Below are 16549 nucleotides of genomic sequence, written 5' to 3'. Positions count from 1 at the left end.
CCATTCTCCGTCATGATGGAGTCATGGAGCACCATCCCGTCCCCACCACGGTCCTGTGGGACATCGACGGCACCCTCGTGATGAACGCGTCGTCTCCGGGCAACCTCTACCACCTCGCCCTCGAGCGGGCGGTGGGCCGCGACCTCACCCTGCGGGTCGGGCACCAGCACGGCCGGACCGACGCCGGGCTCATCGCCGAACACGTGCATGCCCACGCGTTCGAGGACACCCTGATCCCCACGGTCAGCAGGCACCTGCACGATCTGACGGCCGAACGGCACGCCTCCGGCGACCACCGCAGTCCCGTCCCCGGAGCGAAGGCGCTCCTGACCCGCTTCGCCGACCTCGGGTGGCGCAACGGCCTGCTCACCGGCAACTCCGAGTACCGCGCCCGGGTGAAGCTCGCCGGCGCCGGGTTCGACCCCGACGTCTTCGACTGGGAGCACTCGTACTTCGGCGACACCGAGGTCGAGCGGGCCGGGGTCACCCTGCGCGCCGCCGCCGAACTGGTCGGCACGCGGGCGGTCATCGTCGGCGACACCCCGCGCGACGGCGAGGCCGCGGACGCCGCGGGCATCCCCTTCCTGGCCGTGGCGACCGGTGTCTACGACGTCGACGCGCTGCGCCACACGAACGCCGTGACCGTCGCACGCGACTGCCAGCAGGACGCCGCCCTCATCGAGGACGCGATCGCCGCACTCCCGCCGCTCCGCTGAGGAGCGGGAGCGGGGGCTGGAGCGGGAGCGGGAGCGGGAGCGGGGGCTGGAGCGGGTGCAGGAGCAGGAGCGACCACGACCGCGATCAGGACCGCCTAGTCGCCCCGCAGCGCCGCCAGGTACTTCTCCGCCATGACCTTCTGCTGCCGTCGCACGAACGGCGCGACGAAGCGCCACTTCCGGCTCGCCGGCTGCGAGAACTGCCGGACCTGCAGCCACACCGAGCCGTCCGGGGTGCGCTCGACGACGAACGACTCCTCGCCGGAGAGCGGGTGCCCCTCGAGCGTGCCGTAGGCGAACCCCTTGCGGTCGTGCTCGTCGATGATCGACACGACGCGCACCGGTGCCAGCACGGTCTGCCCGAACGCGTGGATCGTCAGCGTCGCGCTGGTGCCCGCCGTCAGCAGCGGGGTGCCGTCGGGTGCGAACTTCTCGACCCGGGGCGTCCCGATGGACGCGGGGGCGATCGGCACGCCGTCGTCGTCGAAGGTGACCGGGTTGTACCGGACCTCGTCGTCGTCGGGCTGCTCCTCGACGTGCACGCGGACCCCGCTGCGCTCCTGGATCTGCCACGTGAGCGCCTGCACGACGGCGGTCTCGAACCGCTGGTCGCCGTGTCCGATCCGCGCGCGTGACTCGGCCGGCGTGAAGCCGTCCGGCGGGTAGGTCATGAGGTCCGACGCCTGGGTCGCCCCCACCGCGCCGTACGTCAGGGCGGTCCGGTAGCTCCCGCGGATGCTCATGCCGCCATGCTACTTGGGCAGGCCGCCCCGGATCGAACCGATCCGCGCTCACCTCCGTCGGATCGGCCCACCCGCCCTGCACCCCGAACTGGAGGCCCGACAACCGCCCGCCCCGGGGCTATCGTCAGCAGGTGCCCCGCCCCACCCCCGTCCGTCCGCGGTCCGTCGACCGCCGGACCGCCGTCCTCGCCGTGCTCGCGCTCGTCGCGTTCGGCGTGGCGGCGACCGCCCGGGTGCTGGTGGACGTGACCACGTCGGCCGCGGCGTCACCCGCCCGGTACGCCACCGTCGCGCTCGCTCCGGAGGCGTGGAACGGCTTCGACACCGCGAACGTCATCGCCGCCGTCGGGGCGAGCTGCGCCGGCGCCGGGGTGCTGCTCTTCGGTGCGGCACTGGTGTCGGCGGTCCGGCGTGAGCGCGGTCGTCGGCTGCCGCTGGTCCTCGCGGTCGTGACGCTCGCGATGGTCGTCGGCGCCGTGGTCGCCGGGGTGGCCTCCGGCGAGCAGACCGACTTCGACGCGGCTGCCCACTGGGCCATCCTGCGGACCGCACTGGCGGGACTGGCCGCAGCGAGCCTCCCGGCCCTCTGCCTGGCCGCCCTGCGTGCTCGCGCCCGCCGTACCGACTGACCCGCACCGAGCTTTCGCGCTCACCGACAGATCACGTCGGTCGCAGTGCGTGAGCGGTCGCTCAGCGCGAAACGCGCTGAGCGCCCGGCGCTACTTCTTCTTCTCTTCGACGTCGCCGGAGAGCGCCGCGATGAAGGCTTCCTGCGGGACCTCGACCCGACCGATGGTCTTCATGCGCTTCTTGCCCTCCTTCTGCTTCTCGAGGAGCTTGCGCTTGCGGGTGATGTCGCCGCCGTAGCACTTCGCCAGGACGTCCTTGCGCATCGCGCGGATGCTCTCGCGGGCGATGATGCGGGCGCCGATGGCAGCCTGGATCGGCACCTCGAACTGCTGGCGCGGGATGAGCTTGCGCAGCCGCTCGGTCATGAGCGTGCCGTAGGCGTACGCCTTGTCGCGGTGCACGATCGCGCTGAAGGCGTCGACCTGGTCCCCCTGCAGCAGGATGTCGACCTTGACGAGGTCGGCGGCCTGGTCGCCGGTGGGCTCGTAGTCGAGCGACGCGTAGCCCTGGGTCTTGCTCTTCAGCTGGTCGAAGAAGTCGAAGACGATCTCGCCGAGGGGCATCTCGTAGCGGATCTCGACGCGGTCCTCGCCGAGGTACTCCATGCCGAGCAGGGAGCCGCGGCGCTGCTGGCACAGCTCCATGATCGCGCCGACGTAGTCCTTCGGGGCCAGGATCGCGGCGCGGACCATCGGCTCGCGGACCTCGACGATGCGCCCGGTCGGGAACTCCGAGGGGTTCGTGACCTCGGTCACGGAGTTGTCCTCGGTCGTGACCTCGTAGATCACGCTCGGGGCCGTCGTGATGAGGTCGAGACCGAACTCGCGGGACAGCCGCTCGGTGATGATCTCGAGGTGCAGCAGCCCGAGGAACCCGCAGCGGAACCCGAAGCCGAGCGCGACCGAGGTCTCCGGCTCGTAGACCAGTGCGGCGTCGGAGAGCTTCAGCTTGTCGAGCGCTTCGCGGAGCACCGGGTAGTCGCTGCCGTCGATCGGGTACAGGCCCGAGAACACCATCGGCTTCGGGTCCGTGTAGCCGGGCAGCGCCTGGGTCGCGGGCTTCTGCGCGCTCGTGACGGTGTCGCCGACCTTGGACTGGCGGACGTCCTTCACGCCGGTGATCAGGTAGCCGACCTCGCCGACGGACAGACCCTTCGTGGGCTTCGGCTCCGGGCTCGAGACCCCGATCTCCAGGATCTCGTGCGTCGACTTGGTCGACATCATCTGGACCTTCTCGCGGGGCGAGATGGTGCCGTCGATCATGCGGACGTAGGTGACGACGCCGCGGTAGCTGTCGTAGACCGAGTCGAAGATCATCGCGCGGGGCGCTGCCTCGGCGTCGCCGACGGGGGCCGGCACGCGACGGACCACCAGGTCGAGGAGCTCGGGCACCCCGACGCCGGTCTTGCCGGACACCCGGAGGACGTCCTCCGGCTTGCCACCGATGAGCTGCGCGAGCTCGGCCGCGTACTTGTCCGGTTCGGCCGCCGGGAGGTCGATCTTGTTGAGGACCGGGATGATCTCGAGGTCGTTCTCGAGCGCCAGGTACAGGTTCGCGAGCGTCTGCGCCTCGATGCCCTGGGCGGCGTCGACGAGCAGGATCGCTCCCTCGCACGCCGCCAGGGAGCGCGAGACCTCGTACGAGAAGTCGACGTGCCCGGGGGTGTCGATCATGTTCAGCGCGAAGGTCTCACCGTCGAGTTCCCACGGCATGCGCACGGCCTGCGACTTGATCGTGATGCCGCGCTCGCGCTCGATGTCCATGCGGTCGAGGTACTGCGCACGCATCGCACGGTCCTCCACGATGCCGGTGATCGAGAGCATGCGGTCGGCCAGCGTCGACTTGCCGTGGTCGATGTGCGCGATGATGCAGAAGTTGCGGATCGCGTCTGCCGGGGTCGCTGCGGGCTCCAGCGGAGCGGATGCTTGTGGGCTCACGGTTCCTCAGGTGGGTCGGACGGTCGCAACAGTCTCCCACGCTTCACCCGCCCTGGAGGCACGGCGCGCGTCCGCCACGTGCCTGACGGACGCGGGCCGTGCCTCCAGGGCCGTGGTCCGGTCGACGAGGCGGGCGTCGGCCGCCGGTCAGACCGTCGCGTGCGCCGGAGCCGGCAGGGCACCCAGGCCGCGCCGGAGGTCGTCCGCGGTGGCTGCGAGGCACACGCGGATCCACCCCTCGCCGGTGCGTCCGAAGGCGCTGCCCGGTGCGACGGCGACCCGCTCGCGCTGCAGGAACCCGAGCGCCCACTCGGCGATGTCCCCGTCGGACGCGTGCGACATGTCGACCCACAGGTAGAACGCCCCGCGCGGGTCGAGGTACCGGATTCCGGCGGCGTCGAGCGTCGCCTTCGCGACCTCGAGGTTCGCGCGGTAGTGCTCCCGAGCGTCGCGCACCGCCGAGTGGTCCCCCACGATCGCCGCGAGGGCCGCGTACTGGTCGGGTTCGGCGACGCAGCTGATCATGGCCTCCTGCGTGGTCCGCATCGTCGCGCCGAGCCCCTTCGGCGTGACGAGGTAGCCGACGCGGACGCCGGTCATGGCGTACGTCTTGCTCAATGAGAACGCCGAGAACACGCGGTCGTCCTCGTCGAGCGCCGCCAGGCTCACGTGGCGGGTGCCGTAGGTGAAGTACTCGTAGACCTCGTCGCTGATGACCCAGAGGTCGTGCCGCTTCGCGAAGGCCAGGAGCGCACGGAGGGTCTCCTCGCCGAAGACCGAGCCGAGCGGGTTCGACGGCGAGTTGACGATCAGTACCCGGGTGCGTTCGGTGACGCTCGCCTCGAGGGCCTGCAGGTCGGGTTCGAACCCGTGCTGCGGCTCCAGCCGGTACGGCACCGGGGTCGCACCGATGATCTGGGCGTTCATCGTGAAGGTCGTGTAGCCGGGGTCCGGCACGAGCACCTCGTCACCCGGGCTCAGGGTCAGCGTCATCGCCTGGAAGAGCGCCTGGGTCGCACCGATCGTCATCCAGATCTGCTCGAGGTCGGCCTCGATCCGGTTCTCACGGCGGAGCTTGTCGCGGACGGCTTCGCGGAGGGGCGCGATCCCGCCGTTCGGCGTGTACCCGGTGCGGTCCTCGGTCCAGGCGCGACGGGCCGCCTCACCGATGTGCGGCGCCACCGGGACGTCCGGCTCACCGATCACGAGCATCGTGACGTCCGTGCCGCTCGACTGCAGCAGGGCCGCCTGCTCGAAGACCCTCCGGATGCCGGAGGCGGGCACGGTGTCGATGCGCGGTGCGAGGGAGGGCATGTCCGTCACGGTATCCGGTGCGTGTTGCCGAGGGGTTTCGGCGCGGTCGACCGCGGGCTTCCGCCGATCCGGCGGTGTTTCGTGCTTTGGTGGCAGCCCGCTTGCCTGGTAGTGTTGGTGGCTGGCTTCCGCGTTCCCCGCCCACGGGTGGAACGCGATGCGACCAAGGGCCCCTCTACCCTGCGGTCGCGCCCACCCGTACGAGACGAGCAGGAGCAATTCATGGCGAACATCAAGTCGCAGATCAAGCGCATCAAGACCAACCTCAAGGCCACCGAGCGCAACAAGGCCTACAAGTCGGAGCTCAAGACGCACATCCGTCGTGCCAACGACGCCGTCGCCGCCGGTGACAAGGACAAGGCCGTTGCCGCCCTGGCCCTCGCGTCGAAGAAGCTCGACAAGGCCGTGAGCAAGGGTGTCATCCACAAGAACCAGGCCGCGAACCGCAAGTCGGCCATCGCGAAGAAGGTCTCGTCGCTCTGACGTCCTGACCCTTCTGGTCCGAAGGCCCCGCACCGTTGGTGCGGGGCCTTCGTCGTGTGTGGGCTGTGTGGGCTGCGTGGGCTCTCGAGTGAGCAGAAGACGACGGGTCACCGGGGATCACACGTCGTCTTCTGCTCACTCGACGACGCGGGACGGCCGGGACGGCCGGGAGACCCGACTCGCCTCAGCGGGGCTCGCCGCGTCGGGCGATGGTGCGGACCATGACCTCGAGCGCATAGTGCGCGTCGCGTGACCCACCCTTCACCGCGGTGTCCGCCTCGGCGATGCTGATGATCGCGTTCGCCAGCCCGGACTCGCTCCAGCCGGCGACGTCACGCTGCGCGCGCTGCACCTGCCACGGCGCCATGCCGAGCGCCGAGGCCGCCTGCCCGCTCGGGCCCCGGAAGGCGCTGACCTTCGCCATCGTGCGGATCTTGCTCGCGAACGCGGCGACGATCGGCACGGGTGCCTCGCCGGTGGCCAGGGCGTGCCGCAGCTCGACGATCGCCGGTGCCGACCGACCCGCGAGGGCGATGTCGGCGACCTTGAACGCGTTCGTCTCGACGCGACCGCCGTAGTACTTGTCGACGACCTTGTCGGTGATCTCCTCGGCCTCGTCCGCCAGGAGCTGTCGGCACGCGGCGGCGAGTTCGGCGAGGTCGTCGGCGAACGCGGTCACCAGGGTCCGGACGGCGGAGGGCGCGATCCGGCGTCGTGCGGCGCGGAACTCGGCGTTCACGAAGTCGATGCGGTCGGTCTCGCGCTTGAGCTCGTCGCACAGCACCTCGACCCCGCCGCCGACACCGCTGCGGATCGTGTCGAGGAGCTTCTTGCCGCGCACGCCACCCCCGTGCCGGAGCACCAGGGTGACGTCGTCGGCGGGGGCCTGCAGGTACGAGATCGTCTCGGTGATGAAGGCGTCGGTGCACTTCTCGACGTTCGTGACCTGCACGAGTCGCGGCTCGCCGAACAGCGACGGGCTGGCGAGGGTGGCGAGGAGCCCGGGGGCGTACTGGTCGGCTTCGAGGTCGTGCACCTCGAGCGCGGGGTCCTCGCCCTGCAGCAGGTCCTTCAGCACACCGCGGGCACGGTCGGCGAGGAATGCTTCGGGCCCGGTGATGAGCACGACGGGTGCCGGACGGATCCCCGACCAGGGCACCTGGTCGATCTTTGCTGCGGCGCGCGCGGGCTTCTTGGCGGCCATGTGGTCCTTCCGGTGGTGCCGGCCCGGACGGTGCCGGGTCGAGTGGTGCACCGACGATCCTACGGGCGGCCGCCGACGACGAGCGCTCCGTCCACACCCGCACCTCGTCGCTGCCGGAGCGGGCGAGCACCACGGTGCCGCGCTCGTCGGTGCGGAGCGGCAGCGTGCCCGCGGTCTCGAGCATGCCGAGCGCGGACGGCGTCGGATGCCCGTAGGTGTTGTCCGCGCCGACCCCGATGAGTCCGACCCGCGCAGCGAGCCCTCGGTAGAGCTGCGGGTCCTGGTCCGCGGAGCCGTGGTGCGCCACCTTCACGACGTCGATCGGCCCCGCCGGCAGACCACCGGCGTTGCGCAGCCGACGTTGCGACGACTCCCCCAGGTCGCCGAGGAAGACCCCGGTCAGGCACGCCGCACATGAGTCTCCGTCGGCCGGCCCCGTGACCAGCACGATGCTCGCGTCGTTGCCGGCGGCACGGTCGTCGCCCGGGGGCCACACCACGCGCCAGGTGAGCGGCCCGAGGGTGCCGGAGACCCGGTCGTCCGCCGTCCGGACGTCGACACCGGCACGCCGGAGGTCGTCGACCACCCGCTCGTCCGACTCGCGGCCCACGGGTCCGACCAACGCGGTGTCGACGGTGCCGACCACAGCGTTCACCGCGCCGACGTGGTCACGGTCGAAGTGCGTCAGGACGAGCAGGTCGATCCGGGTGACCCCCAGCAGGTCCAGACACGCCCGGAGCCGTTCCTCGTCGTCGCCGGTGTCCACCAGCGCGACGGCATCGTCGCCACGGAGCAGCACGCCGTCCCCCTGCCCGACGTCACACGCGGCGACCGACCAGTCGCCCGGCACCGATCCCCGGACGACGAGCACCGGGACGGTGACCGCTGCGACACCGACCACGACCACCACCCCTGCGGCGAGCAGCAACCGGGAGCCCAGCCGCCCCCGGACCAGCACGGCGACCGCGATGCAGCCGCACACCAGCACGGCGGCGGCCACACCGAGCACCCCGGCCGGCCAGGGTGCCGAGGCGTAGGGCAGGGCCGCCGCCCCGTGCGCGATGCCCCCGACGGCGGCGGCCGGGACCCACGCGACGGCCGCGAGCCCCTGCGCACCCACCGGCCACACCGGAGCGACGCCACACGCGGCGAGCCCGATCACCGTGACGACCGGCGCGAACGGCTCCGCCAGCAGGTTCGCCGGCACCGCGTAGGTCGGGAGCGCCGCCGACAGCGGGATCGTCACCGGCCAGCAGGCCACCTGCGCTGCGACCGGGATCGCGAGTGCGGCGGCGACCGGCGGCCACACACGACGTGCCAGGAGCTCGGTGAGCGGCGGGCCGAGCACCACGATCCCGCTCGTGGCGAGCACGGACAGGGCGAACGCGAACGACCGTGCGAACCAGGGGTCGACCACGAGCATGCCGACCGCGGCGAGGGCGATGAGCGGTACGCCCCGCACCGGTCGACCGGCCAGGTGCACGACGAGCACCACGATCGCCATCACCGTCGCCCGGACGATCGAGGGGTCGGGCCGCACGAGCACGACGAACACCAGGAGCACGGCGACGGCCGCCGCGGCCCGCAGGCCTCGTGCCAGACCACAGGCGCGGCCGAGGACCACGACGAGTCCGACCACCACGGCGCAGTTCGCCCCGGATACTGTTACCAAGGGAGGGTCATATGCCGCAGCTGAGCGTTCGTGAGTACCTGCGCGTGTCACGGGATCGATCTGGCGAGGGGAAAAGCCCAGATCAGCAACATGATGAAAACCTTGCCGCGATCATGCGCCAGGGCTGGATCCTGCACCCTGACGAGCCGTACCGAGACACCGATCGCAGCGCGAGCAGGTACGCCACGAAGCAGCGCGAGGACTTCAAGCGTCTCATCGACGACCTCGAGTCGGGCGACTTCGGCGCGGACATCCTCGCCATCTGGGAGTCCAGCCGCGGCTCGCGACGCGTCGGCGAATGGGTGGACCTGGTCGACCTCTGCAAAGAGCGGAAGGTGCAGATCTGGGTCACGACACACGGCCGGCTCTACGACCCCAAGAACGCGCGAGACCGACGGAGCCTTCTCGAGGACGCCGTCGACGCAGAGTACGAGTCGGACAAGACGTCCGAACGGCTGCTGCGGAGCGTTCGCGCCGCCGCAGAGCGCGGCGCACCTCACGGCAAGAACCTCTACGGGTACGTCCGCGTGTACGACCCGCAGACTCGTCGCCTCCTCCGCGTCGAGGAGCATCCTGAACAGGCCGCTGTCGTCCGCGAAGCAGCCCGCCGTATTCTCGGCGGCGACTCGTTCCGGGCGATCGCTCGAGACTTCAACACGCGCGGGTTGCCTGCTCGGCGTCCGAGTCGCGTGGAGCACCGCAGCGATCTCGGCTGGACGGCGCCAGCAGTTAAGCAGATGCTGACGACCGCCGCCTATGCAGGCAAGCGGGAGCATAAGGGCGAGATCGTTGCTGATGCGGTCTGGCCAGCGCTCTACGACTTCAACACGTGGCAGAAGCTCCAGGCCGTGATGTATCCGGCATCACGCCGTCGAACGAACGACTGGCCCGCACAGCATCTACTTGCCGGGATCGCGATCTGCGGCGTGTGCGGCGGGCGCCTGCATGTCGGCCGCCAGAACGCCGGCAAGAAGAAGATCGACGCCGAGGGGAACCCACTGCCACGGCAGACGTACAAGACCTACGTTTGCGACGGGGCGTCGAGGAGACCCGGGGCACCTGGTGAGTCAGGGTTCCACGTGAGCATGCGGGAAGAGCTGCTTGATGAAGTTGTCGTCGAGATCCTCTTCGAACGCCTCGAACGTCCTGACTTCCTTGCTGCGAGCGAGGACGAGGACGACAAAGCAGACCTCCAGCGCGAAGCGCTCCTGGCAGAAATTGAGCGCTACGAGGAGTACCTCGAGGGCGTTCGCGCGCAGGCCGCCGCTCAGATGCGCTTTGACCTCATCGTCGATCAGGAGGCTCGTGTCCTCCCGCAGATCGAGGCGGCACGGGAGCGACTCGGCAAGTTGTCGACACTCGATCCGCTTGTGGCAAGGCTCGTGTCCGAAGGCGGCCTTCGCGATCGCTGGCACGGCATGGAGCTGCAGGAGAAGCGAAGGCTCGTTCGGGCGGTCCTCACACCGATGGTGAAGCCCGTTGGTCGGGGGTGGCGTGGGAAGCAGGGCGTGAACCGCGATCGCGTCGTCGTGGCCTGGCGCTGAGGCCGCGACGGGGCTCGCTGGGTTCCCCTGGCGCCTGTCGGCGGCGAAGCATCGATGAGGACCTCATAGGGACCCGGCGCCCGCTTCGCGGGTTGTCAACGGCAGCAGGCCCTCTACCTGCTGGGGCGGCGGAAGATCCTCCCACCGAGGCTTCCGCCGTCATGCCGTACGTCGAAACAGAGCTTGGTACCCGCCCCTCCACGTCTCGACGTCTCCACGTCTCCACGCTCCGCTCCGGAGCGGATCGACCACCCCCGAACTGGGCACAAAATTCCCTCGAACGAAATCTGCACAGCTCGAAATCGATGCTTGACTATTAGCCGTTCGACAAGCGTTGAACGCACAACTTCACAAGATCTAATTCCCGATGCCGCGAGGCACAGGGTGCGATACCAGTTGCCGATCAACTGGTTGACTTTTCCTTTACCTGATCGTTCGTTGTGCTCTAGATTTCATGGAGCAGCAATTGACCAACACTGCCACCGATGCTCGCGTCGCTGCGTCCCAGCGAGTATTCGGTCTGACCTTGACCGAAGCCGCGGAGCGCAGCGGCTACGGAGTTTCGACGCTACGTCGCCACATCAAGGAAGGTGGCCTTCCTGCCGTCAAGGCCAAGGGTCGCGTCTTCATCAAGCCGGAAGACCTCGACGAGTTCGCCGAACCAGTCGACATGAACTCGACTGAGGAGAGCCTGCAGGAGTGGGCCAAGCGGGTCGCCGCGAAAGCGCCGCCTTTCAAAGCCGAGCAGCGCGCGATCATCATGAGTGCCTTCGCATCGACGCTCCGCGGCGAATGACGCCAGAGGGCGTTGAACGGCCACTCACCGATACACAGCACGAGCTGCGGCGACGTTGCGGCTGGGCATCGCAGTGACAAGCGACAGCTTCAGGGGCGCCTCGGCACTTCACATGCTGCGCCGCCGCTGATACGACCGCACAAGCATCACGCCAGTTGGTCGAGCCTCCGGCTCCGGAGAAGTTCGGGCATGCCGCCGACCGTGCCGGGGCGCCGTTGAAACAGGTGTGCCAGCGATGTTGATGTGGTGACGTTGGTGACGTCACCACACAAGACTCCTCATCACCTTCGGAACTCTCAGATCTCCTCAGCCAGGAGTTCTGTTTCGTAACGTCATCAACGTCACCGCTCGCTCTTCAGCACGCTTCTTAGTCACCCTGCGAGCGCTTCCTCCGGGAGATCACCGAGGGCGGCCGTTCGGGATCGCCTGGCAAACCGAGCACGCCCAGTCCGCCGTGCGTTGACGGATGCGCGGCGCACTGCGCCTCGGCCGCAGCTCGCCGCGCATCCATCACACAAGTAGAAGGCCTCGGCGCTAGAGACGCCGAGTCCGGTCAATCACCAGAAAGATGATCGTGAACAACACCATCACTGTACCTCAGTCAACCCTGCTCGCCCAGCTCCGGTACGGTGCCGACACGCACCGAAACCAGGCTCAGATCGCCTACGAGTTCGCGCTCGACAACATGGGGCAGTTCCTCTTCGTGCGCAACGTCGGATGGATGGCGTTCGATGGAATGCGCTGGGTCGCTGACACCGGGCTGACGCAGGACGCTCTTCTCAAGACGCTTCGCCGCCTTCGTGTTGAGGCCACGGATGCGCTCGCAAAGGGCAAGTTCGAACACGACGATCTCCTCGCGAAGAGGGGCAAGGACCTACTCTCGCTTGTCCAGGCATGCGAGAGCGCTGGTGGTCTTTCAGGGGTCCTGAAGATCGCGTCGAGTCTTCCGGGCATGACCGCGACGATCGATCAGCTCGATGCGGACCGGTACACGCTCAACTTGCCGAACGGGACGCTCGACCTGCTGACGAGGCAGATACGTCCCCACGATCCCGCGGACCTCATCACGAAGCTGGCTCGCGCCTCGTTCGATCCAAACGCTCCAGCGCAGTCCGCCACCTGGCAGCGCTTCCTCGATCAGGTGCTGCCAGACAAGGGCGTGCAGTGCTTCTTCCAGCGGCTGATGGGACTAGCCCTCCTCGGTGAAGTGCGCGAGCACATCTTCCCCATCGCGACGGGAGAAGGACGCAACGGCAAGGGAGTGGCCTACACCTCGTGCACCTATGCACTTGGTGATTATGCAGCTGTGGCGGAGGCCGGCCTTTTCGAGGTCCAGCGCGGCGGCAACGCACAGAGCGCAACTCCGGGTCTTGCCAAGCTGCGGGGGGTCCGTCTCCTGGTCGCATCCGAACTCGAGGAGAACGCCCGCATCTCGGCGGCGTTCATGAAGCGCATGACCGGCGGTGACGAGATCACCGCCCGCGAGCTCTACGGCGCCCCGTTCCAGTTCACGCCCGCGTTCCTCATCCTCATGATCACGAACTTCCTGCCGAAGCTTCCCGCGAACGATCCGGCCACGTGGGCGCGCGTACGTGTCGTTCCGTTCAACGTCGTGATCCCGAAGGACAAGCAGGACCCGGAGCTCGGATCCAAGCTCAGGCTCGACCGCGACGCGGTTCTCGCTTGGGCCATCGAAGGCCTGGCGGACTACCTTGCGAATGGTCTTGGTGAGCCAACGTCGGTCTCCTCCGCGACGCAGGCCTACGCGAACTCCCAGGACGATGTGCGCCGGTTTGTCGACGCACGCTGCGTGGAGGACCCGTCCACTGGAGACACGACCACCGCCCTGTTGGACGCCTACCAGCTGTGGGCGTCGGAGGAGGGCATCCACGCCGCGCACCAGCTTGGCCGGACGAAGTTCGGGGAAGCGCTAGACAAGCTTGGTTACACCGCGACGCGCATGAAGAAGGGCGCCGTGCGCGTGGGTCTCGTCATCGATCAGACGGCGGCGTGAAGCGAATGTCGTACGACTTCAGCGCGATCCAGGGCGCCGCAGGAGTGCGGCACCTTGAAGGGGCTCGCGCGGCCCTCCTCTTCCCCGCTCCCCCGGCGAGGGACTTTGCCCTCGCGCGGTCCATGCTCCGTGAGCGGGGCGCGAGGACGACCGCGACAGCGGCCGGACTCTGCGCCGCGCTCGTAGGCCCGACGAGCGACCAGCGACTCGGGCCCGTAGTGCAGCCTCAGGGCTGCTCTCGACGCGCTCTGCGCGTCGGCGCCCCGCGGGGCCCCAAGGACTTTGGCGAGCGCAGCGACGCCGAAGTGTATGGGGCTACACCTTCTTCTGCCGCGAAGGAGACCATCACCCTCCCGGAGGCGCACCGGGGTGGTGGTCGGAGTCGCGGCAGGAGAAGCCCCTCGGGAGAGTCGCCGAAGGCATCGAGGGGTGCGACGGCGAAGTCGGTGCACCCCTCGATCAGCGTCGAGGGTGGCGAAGCATGAGCTACACAATGACGTTCGACGCGTCCCACAAGGTGGGACGCGGAGGCCACGCGCAGCGCTTCTTCCGCCACATCGCACGGGAGGCCGACCAGCAGGCCGGCTTCCACTTCGCGCAGACGAACAAGAACATCGTGCCGGGACGGACGCACAACAACCGCACCCTGATCAACGACGGCGCAGGAGACTTCCGCACGCTCGTCTCGGTCGACGGCAAGCCGCCGTCGGACGAATTCCAGACCTACCTCAACAGCCGTCTCGCGACCGTCAAGCGCCCTCTGCGGAAGGATGCCGTCCTGATACGCGGCCTCATCCTGCAGCTCGATCCGAAGTGGTTCGACGAGTTCAACCCGCAGTGGCGCACGCACGGACCTAACAAGGAAGCCGTCAACTACATGGGCGCCTCGTTCGACTGGGCGACCGAGGAGTTCGGGCAGGACAACGTGCTGGGATTCTCGCTCCACCTGGACGAGTACAGCCCGCAGCTGCAGGTCCTGATCACGCCCGTCACCCCCGACGGCCGACTGTCTCAGAAGGACTACTTCAAGGGACCAGGCGACCTCCGCCGCCAGCACAAGGACCTCCGCGCGCACATGGCAGCGGCCGGCTACGACGTCGAGGATCGCGTCACCGAACGATCACGTGAGCATCTCAGCAGCAGCGAGTTCCAGGCGAAGGCCGATCGGTTGCGCGACGCCACCGCGGACGCCGAAGCAGAGAAGGCGACCTACGAGACGATGCTCGTCAGCCTCACCAACCGTTCGAAGAACCTCGACCAGCGGGAGGCGAGCATCAGCACCCGGGAGACAGAACTCGCCGCCGCCCGCGAACAGGCTCAACGCGCACACGAGGCTGCTGAAGCGGCCAGCCGCGCTGCGACGGTGGCCCAGACGGTTGCGCAGCGTATTCGGGAAGAAGCAGAACAGGAGCGAGACCAACTGCGTGCAACGAACGAGCGGCTACAGCAGGTGCCTCCGGAGTTCGAAACCTGGCTCGACAAGCGGATGAGCAAAGGTGAGCCGCTGCGCGCCTTGTATCAGGCAGACATGGCTCGCAGGCGTGCCGCCCGGGCAGGATTGCAGCGACTGATGGACGGCGAACACGGACAGCCACGCAGTACGCCTCCCGAGGCCAGCCTCTGACCAGCAGCCGGTCACATGATGGCCATACAACGGTCACATTGGCGTATACGATATTGAGTGGGCAGCAACTGACCAGGTGCTACCCACTTTCACCTGATTGTGACCGCTTTTTGGCCACCAGTCGGCCACCCGCCGACCACCGGATCGGTGCCGAATGAGTAGGGCGACAAGTGGCCAAGAAACGGCCAACGGCGACCGTAAGCTGACCACAGTACGGTCACGTACTGACCACCGGCGAGGCGCGCCTGAGTGTCATCAGATGCCGTTCGCGACGGACCGAAGGGCGCACCGCCGCAAGCCCGTTGGGTACTTGAGCACGCGTTGCCCGAAGAGTGCTCACGTCTGCCAGTGAGGAGGGCCCGACGCTGAGTCCGCTTGGTGGTCAAAGTTCCTACTGTCCGCGTGTCGCTGGGCTCCGGGTGCTTCGAGTCGCTCTTCACGCTGCCAGGCTGTCGTTATGAAGCCGCTCAGTAGCTCGCTCGCAGTTCTCATCGACGCAGACAACGTTCCGCCGTCTCGAATCACGGCCGTTCTTGCGGAGGTGGCCCGATTTGGCACCGCGGCGGTCAAGAGGGTCTATGGCGACTGGACGACGACCCAACTCAATAGCTGGAAGACCGCAGCCAACGAACACGTCATCCAACCCATGCAGCAGTTCGCGCATACCAAGGGCAAGAACTCAACGGACAGCGCGCTCATCATCGACGCAATGGACCTGCTCTACACGGGTCGGTTCCAGGGGTTCTGCATCGTCTCGTCCGACAGCGACTTCACCCGCCTCGCTTCCCGCATTCGAGAGCAGGGAATCACCGTGTACGGATTCGGCGAGCGGAAGACGCCGGCGTCCTTCCGTAACGCCTGCGACCAGTTCACTTACCTTGACATTCTCGGCGCCGCGGACACCGCAGTCGTTTCACCGGAGCCACCGAGGACGCAAGTGAAAGAAGACGTTCGGCTCGTCGAAGGTCTGAGAAGCAGCGTCAGGAGCGCCTCTTCCGACGACGGCTGGGCAAGTCTCGCCACAGTCGGCCAACTGCTTCGTAAATGGCAGCCAGACTTCGATTCTCGCAACTGGGGCTACGCCAAGCCTTCCGAAATCGTGCACGCAACTGACCAGTTCTTGGTTGAACCAACAGCGACTGGACACAGAGTTCGCGTGAGTGCAGAGTCCTGAAGCTGACTTAAGCAAGAAGTCGAGGGGCTCGACACGCTTCGCGAAGCCCAGCTGCTCCGGATCATCCAAACCGGACAGCAACTCCTCATCTGCAGGAATTCCCACGCGGGCATTCAACTTCAAGGCCGGACACGACCCTGACGGCGTCCAGGGCCCTTCACCCGCCATGCGCCGCTGCTGCGAGGAGTCCGAGGATCATGCCAAGCGCCCAGAGGGACCCGAAGACGGACCCGAGAACGATCCCGATCACCTTCAACGGATGCGGCGCCCTGCGGGCTCGTGATGGTGGTCGGTAGACGCCATCGGGCCGGGACATCGAGTGGCTTCCCATGGCTCCCGGGCGAGGAACCCCGGCGTGTGGCGAGACCGCTTCCCTGACGGACAGGAACCAGTTCAGGAGCTCACCTGACTTCGAAGAGTCAAGGCGGGCGCTACTCCAGGTGGTGGAGACTGCCGCCGCCCGCTTAACGGCTGGCCCGTCTTCCGAAGTCTGCTCAGATCCCGCCGCTCGGAGAAACCTGACGAGGTTGTCAGGAGTCGCGACCGTGACGCCTGCCGGCTGCTGCTTCATGCTCAACGGTCGCGTGCCAACGAACACCAGGAACGGTCGAACGGTGACAAAGCGTCCCGCGCCGCGGCTGAGAGGGGCCGCTGCTCGCTCCGCTTCGGCTCGGGCCTTCGGGAGGTAGCTTGTCGGG

The 16549-nt window shown here is 68.0% G+C and carries 12 protein-coding genes and 1 pseudogene; 8 read left to right on the top strand and 5 right to left on the bottom strand.

Annotated features, from left to right (window positions below):
* The first annotated feature begins 23 nt into the window (after positions 1-23).
* Positions 24-716 carry an HAD family hydrolase gene (locus DEJ30_RS08535; protein ID WP_181420059.1) on the top strand — a complete coding sequence of 231 codons (693 nt, stop codon included), beginning with the start codon at positions 24-26 and terminating at the stop codon, positions 714-716.
* A 95-nt stretch (positions 717-811) separates the two neighbouring features.
* On the opposite strand, the gene DEJ30_RS08530 is transcribed toward DEJ30_RS08535, so the two are convergent.
* Entirely contained in the window at positions 812-1459 is a 648-nt protein-coding gene (locus tag DEJ30_RS08530) for a DUF1990 family protein (RefSeq protein WP_110860407.1), read from the bottom strand.
* A 131-nt stretch (positions 1460-1590) separates the two neighbouring features.
* On the opposite strand from DEJ30_RS08530, the gene DEJ30_RS08525 reads away from it, so the two are divergent.
* Positions 1591-2088, top strand: coding sequence for a hypothetical protein (locus DEJ30_RS08525; RefSeq protein WP_110860405.1), 498 nt, complete (start codon positions 1591-1593; stop codon positions 2086-2088).
* A 90-nt stretch (positions 2089-2178) separates the two neighbouring features.
* On the opposite strand, the gene lepA is transcribed toward DEJ30_RS08525, so the two are convergent.
* Together lepA and DEJ30_RS08515 are read right to left on the bottom strand one after the other, a co-directional pair.
* The gene (gene lepA / locus DEJ30_RS08520; protein WP_110860403.1) at positions 2179-4026 is read right to left on the bottom strand and encodes a translation elongation factor 4; all 1848 of its coding nucleotides are present in this window, start codon (positions 4024-4026) and stop codon (positions 2179-2181) included.
* A gap of 147 nt (positions 4027-4173) precedes the next feature.
* A complete protein-coding gene (locus DEJ30_RS08515; protein ID WP_110860401.1) occupies positions 4174-5340 on the bottom strand; it encodes a pyridoxal phosphate-dependent aminotransferase in 1167 nt (388 codons plus the stop codon).
* A gap of 222 nt (positions 5341-5562) precedes the next feature.
* On the opposite strand from DEJ30_RS08515, the gene rpsT reads away from it, so the two are divergent.
* Positions 5563-5823: a 30S ribosomal protein S20 gene (gene rpsT, locus DEJ30_RS08510; RefSeq protein ID WP_017886662.1), complete on the top strand. Its 261-nt coding sequence runs from the start codon at positions 5563-5565 to the stop codon at positions 5821-5823.
* 184 nt (positions 5824-6007) lie between these two features.
* Here rpsT and holA read toward each other — a convergent pair whose 3' ends face one another.
* The gene (gene holA / locus DEJ30_RS08505) at positions 6008-7027 is read right to left on the bottom strand and encodes a DNA polymerase III subunit delta (RefSeq protein ID WP_027465301.1); all 1020 of its coding nucleotides are present in this window, start codon (positions 7025-7027) and stop codon (positions 6008-6010) included.
* 616 nt (positions 7028-7643) lie between these two features.
* Positions 7644-8750 (bottom strand): annotated as a pseudogene (locus tag DEJ30_RS18655) (ComEC/Rec2 family competence protein); the annotation flags it as partial.
* Here DEJ30_RS18655 and DEJ30_RS08495 point away from each other — a divergent pair.
* The 5 genes from DEJ30_RS08495 (at position 8711) to DEJ30_RS08475 (ending at position 15851) form a co-directional block, all read left to right on the top strand.
* Positions 8711-10243, top strand: coding sequence for a recombinase family protein (locus DEJ30_RS08495; RefSeq protein WP_110860399.1), 1533 nt, complete (start codon positions 8711-8713; stop codon positions 10241-10243). The pseudogene DEJ30_RS18655 and the gene DEJ30_RS08495 sit on opposite strands and share 40 nt — an antisense overlap.
* Before the next feature lie 466 nt (positions 10244-10709).
* Positions 10710-11039, top strand: coding sequence for a helix-turn-helix domain-containing protein (locus DEJ30_RS08490; protein ID WP_220032940.1), 330 nt, complete (start codon positions 10710-10712; stop codon positions 11037-11039).
* Positions 11040-11613: 574 nt separating this feature from the next.
* On the top strand, positions 11614-13053 hold the full coding sequence (locus tag DEJ30_RS08485) for a phage/plasmid primase, P4 family (RefSeq protein ID WP_181420058.1): 1440 nt from the start codon (positions 11614-11616) through the stop codon (positions 13051-13053).
* A gap of 481 nt (positions 13054-13534) precedes the next feature.
* A complete protein-coding gene (locus tag DEJ30_RS08480) occupies positions 13535-14677 on the top strand; it encodes a plasmid recombination protein (RefSeq protein WP_110860393.1) in 1143 nt (380 codons plus the stop codon).
* Between the two features lie 457 nt (positions 14678-15134).
* A complete protein-coding gene (locus tag DEJ30_RS08475; RefSeq protein ID WP_110860391.1) occupies positions 15135-15851 on the top strand; it encodes an NYN domain-containing protein in 717 nt (238 codons plus the stop codon).
* The last annotated feature ends 698 nt before the right edge of the window (positions 15852-16549 follow it).

The sequence above is a fragment of the Curtobacterium sp. MCPF17_003 genome (assembly GCF_003224385.1).
Classification (GTDB): Bacteria; Actinomycetota; Actinomycetes; order Actinomycetales; family Microbacteriaceae; genus Curtobacterium; species Curtobacterium flaccumfaciens.
Note: the sequence above shows the minus strand (reverse complement) of the source record. Positions and strands in the feature narration are given on the sequence as shown.

What these genes read in the sequence shown, in the direction of transcription:
- holA (WP_027465301.1), bottom strand. Translation starts at nt 7,027, where the DNA reads ATGGCCGCCAAGAAGCCCGCGCGCGCCGCAGCAAAGATCGACCAGGTG.
- DEJ30_RS08530 (WP_110860407.1), bottom strand. Translation starts at nt 1,459, where the DNA reads ATGAGCATCCGCGGGAGCTACCGGACCGCCCTGACGTACGGCGCGGTG.
- DEJ30_RS08475 (WP_110860391.1), top strand. Translation starts at nt 15,135, where the DNA reads ATGAAGCCGCTCAGTAGCTCGCTCGCAGTTCTCATCGACGCAGACAAC.
- DEJ30_RS08515 (WP_110860401.1), bottom strand. Translation starts at nt 5,340, where the DNA reads ATGCCCTCCCTCGCACCGCGCATCGACACCGTGCCCGCCTCCGGCATC.
- DEJ30_RS08495 (WP_110860399.1), top strand. Translation starts at nt 8,711, where the DNA reads ATGCCGCAGCTGAGCGTTCGTGAGTACCTGCGCGTGTCACGGGATCGA.
- DEJ30_RS08535 (WP_181420059.1), top strand. Translation starts at nt 24, where the DNA reads ATGGAGCACCATCCCGTCCCCACCACGGTCCTGTGGGACATCGACGGC.
- rpsT (WP_017886662.1), top strand. Translation starts at nt 5,563, where the DNA reads ATGGCGAACATCAAGTCGCAGATCAAGCGCATCAAGACCAACCTCAAG.
- DEJ30_RS08480 (WP_110860393.1), top strand. Translation starts at nt 13,535, where the DNA reads ATGAGCTACACAATGACGTTCGACGCGTCCCACAAGGTGGGACGCGGA.